This is a genomic window from Campylobacter sp. US50a (assembly GCF_004379015.1).
In the GTDB taxonomy this organism is placed as follows: domain Bacteria; phylum Campylobacterota; class Campylobacteria; order Campylobacterales; family Campylobacteraceae; genus Campylobacter_D; species Campylobacter_D jejuni.
Genome location: NZ_RYYJ01000029.1, coordinates 1 through 2797, shown reverse-complemented (window position 1 = coordinate 2797; position 2797 = coordinate 1). Strand labels below are relative to the sequence as shown.

At 25.9% G+C, this 2797-nt stretch carries 3 protein-coding genes and 1 pseudogene; all 4 read left to right on the top strand.

Features of this window, described 5'->3' with window-relative positions:
* The coding region (locus ELQ11_RS09380) for a hypothetical protein (RefSeq protein WP_208359342.1) at nucleotides 1-432 on the top strand (432 nt) is incomplete at its 5' end.
* An 83-nt stretch (nucleotides 433-515) separates the two neighbouring features.
* Entirely contained in the window at nucleotides 516-1340 is an 825-nt protein-coding gene (locus ELQ11_RS09375; RefSeq protein ID WP_044780729.1) for a hypothetical protein, read from the top strand.
* 33 nt (nucleotides 1341-1373) lie between these two features.
* Entirely contained in the window at nucleotides 1374-1526 is a 153-nt protein-coding gene (locus ELQ11_RS10170; RefSeq protein WP_193552389.1) for a hypothetical protein, read from the top strand.
* Between the two features lie 26 nt (nucleotides 1527-1552).
* Nucleotides 1553-2797, top strand: a pseudogene (locus ELQ11_RS09365) (hypothetical protein); the annotation flags it as partial.

Sequence of the window (2797 nt, the reverse complement as noted above, 5' to 3'; positions counted from 1 at the left end):
GACAAGGAAAGATTTGATGCACTTGAAGATTTTTTATTTTTTCTAAATACTCGTTTAGAAGAGGATTTTTTGCAAAAAAATGATAATGATTTTGAAATAATAGAAATTGTAACATATATTAATCTATTGATTGGCTTAGATAGTGCGTTTGCTAATAATATGTACCTAAGAGAACTTTCAGTAGCTCCTATTTGTGATTTAAATAATCCCAAAACCATAGTAATTCTAAATGGCATAGAAAAAATTAATATTGCAGTTGATAGATATATCAATCTTATAAATTCAAAAATTAAATTTATTGCCTATAAAGATGATTATCTTAAAATGAAAATAGAAAATATAAACAATAATTATCCAAAACTCAGACTCGGTCAAAAACAAACCAATAAACTTAAATCCATACAATCCAAACTAAAAGAGTGTAAACAATGAACGAAGAATTGCAAAAAGAAGAATTACCTAGAAAAAAATTAAACGAAACAGAAAAGGATTTGCAAATTTATTTAGGAGTATAAATGAAAAAACTTCAGTTTTTATTTGACACAAAATTAAAAAAATTAGCTTGGATTATAGCTATATTGTTTATCGGATTTATAGGATATAATATACTTTTTTATACTGAATTTAAAAATGGTTATGCAAAAGTGATTTTACGCTCCAATGCAACACTTAATCAAAATTGGTATTGTATAAAAGAAGGTAAAAAACTGGATAGAAATGAAGTATTTGAAAGAGCTGCTAAAGATTTGCTTAAAAAGCTTTATGATTATGCACATAGTAAAAGATATTACAATGTAGCTCAAGAAGAGTGGCAATATCTTGGTACTAAATGTCATTTTGAAGATACAGATTGTCAATTTTTTAGTAATGGAAAGCAATTTGATATCAACGATATCATAAAACAAATTGATTTTAATAAAACTGAAGAAGAAAATATGCAAAAAATAATGCAGGGTTTTAACATTGTAAAACCATTTGAAGAAGAAAAAATTTTAATAGGGGATTTTGATAAAACGCAAAAGTTAAGCAATATAAAACTCAAATATTCTTTACTTTTTGATTATCGGGAAAGAATTTATCTTATTCACTATGATGTTAAATTTATAGCAATAGGTGGTTATGAATATTTTGTTACACCTTCAAGATTTGGTGATTATGATTATGGCTTATTAGTTAAAATGTATCTTATAGGCTATAAACACTCTAAAGAGAAATTCAATAAAGATGTTTTGGAAAGGTGGAAAAATGATAATTATTTTAGATACGAGTATTATCCTATTACAAATTGTGGTGAAGTAGAAATACGCGAAAATGATAATTTTATATGGGTTAATGAATAAAACTGAAATTTTAAGTATGGCAGGAAAAATAAAATGGGTTTTTTATTAAATTTAAAAGGTGATTATGGAATAGAAATTTTATCTTATTATCTTTGGGGAGAAAGCACGCCACCAAGTAATTTAGCTAAAAAAGATAATCGTGTGCTTATCGCTAAAGATTATAAAGTAAGAGATGAAAAGAAATAATCATACAAGCTTCGGCACTTGATTATATGAAATATGTGGATAAATATACTAGTGCTGCAGATTTTAGAGTATTTCAAAAATTTTTTGATTGCGAATTTAGTAAAAAAGAACTTGAAAAATTTAAAGATAAAATAGAAGAAGAGATGTATATTTTAGAACTAGACGATATAGTAGAAACTAAGATGTATGGAGGCGTAAATCCATTTATTAATAGAGATGGAGAATATATCGAAGATAATAGAGCGTGTAAAAGAAGCCACTACTACTTAGATATAAACTCAAGTGATTATGCTAAAAGATCTTTTACTTTTGGAAGCACAAAAATAGCTTTCAATAAAAATGTTAAATTTCATATTAATGCTAAAACTTACAAAGCCGAATATATTTCTAATCTAAAGCTTTATCCACTCGATGATAATTTTGATTTTGAAAGTAATGATGGATTTGCAAAATATATAAATCTTTATTTAGAATACGAATTAGATCCATTAAAAATAGGTAGAACTGTTAATATTAAATTTATTGATCAAGAAAAAATTACACCTATGGTTATTTATAAAAGAGTATTTCAAATACTTCAAAAACAATCTTTTGAATCTCCAATTCCCTTTTTTCCTTCATTTAAAAAATATTATGATAATAATATCTTGCCATCTGGTGTGTTATATTTACAAGATGATAACTCCAAAACCCATTCAAAGCATTCTGCTTTCTTTAGTCAAAACGAACAAAATAACTCAAGCAACTCTTCATCAAACCCCAAAGAACCTTGCTTTATCACTTTATATTTAAAAGATGAACACAATAAACCCATTGCTAATGCTAAAATCATTATCAAAGGTTTTAAACATGATAAATCCTTAAGAGTAGTTAATCTAAAAAGACGCAGTGATGAAAAGGGTAAGATAAGATTTGATAAAGAAAAGTATTTTAGTGATTGTTATAGCTTTAAAGTAAAGCTTGATGAAAGCAAAGCTTATTTTACTACTCCTTTACAAAATGCTAAAAGAATATTTAATAATTATACCCATCACAAAGTTGGACTTATACTTAAATTTAAAGCTAAAGATCATTTAGTTTATGATGGATTTAATGTCTATCATTACAAAGAAAATGAATTGATTAATTCTTACATGGCAAGAAGTGGCACTGCTAAGGCAGACAATCAAAAAAGAAGTAAAAAACAAATTGCACATTATTTTTACCAAGATGAAAAAGATAAAAGCAAAAGTGGAAAGGCTTATTTTTACTATGATGATGAAAGCATTCAA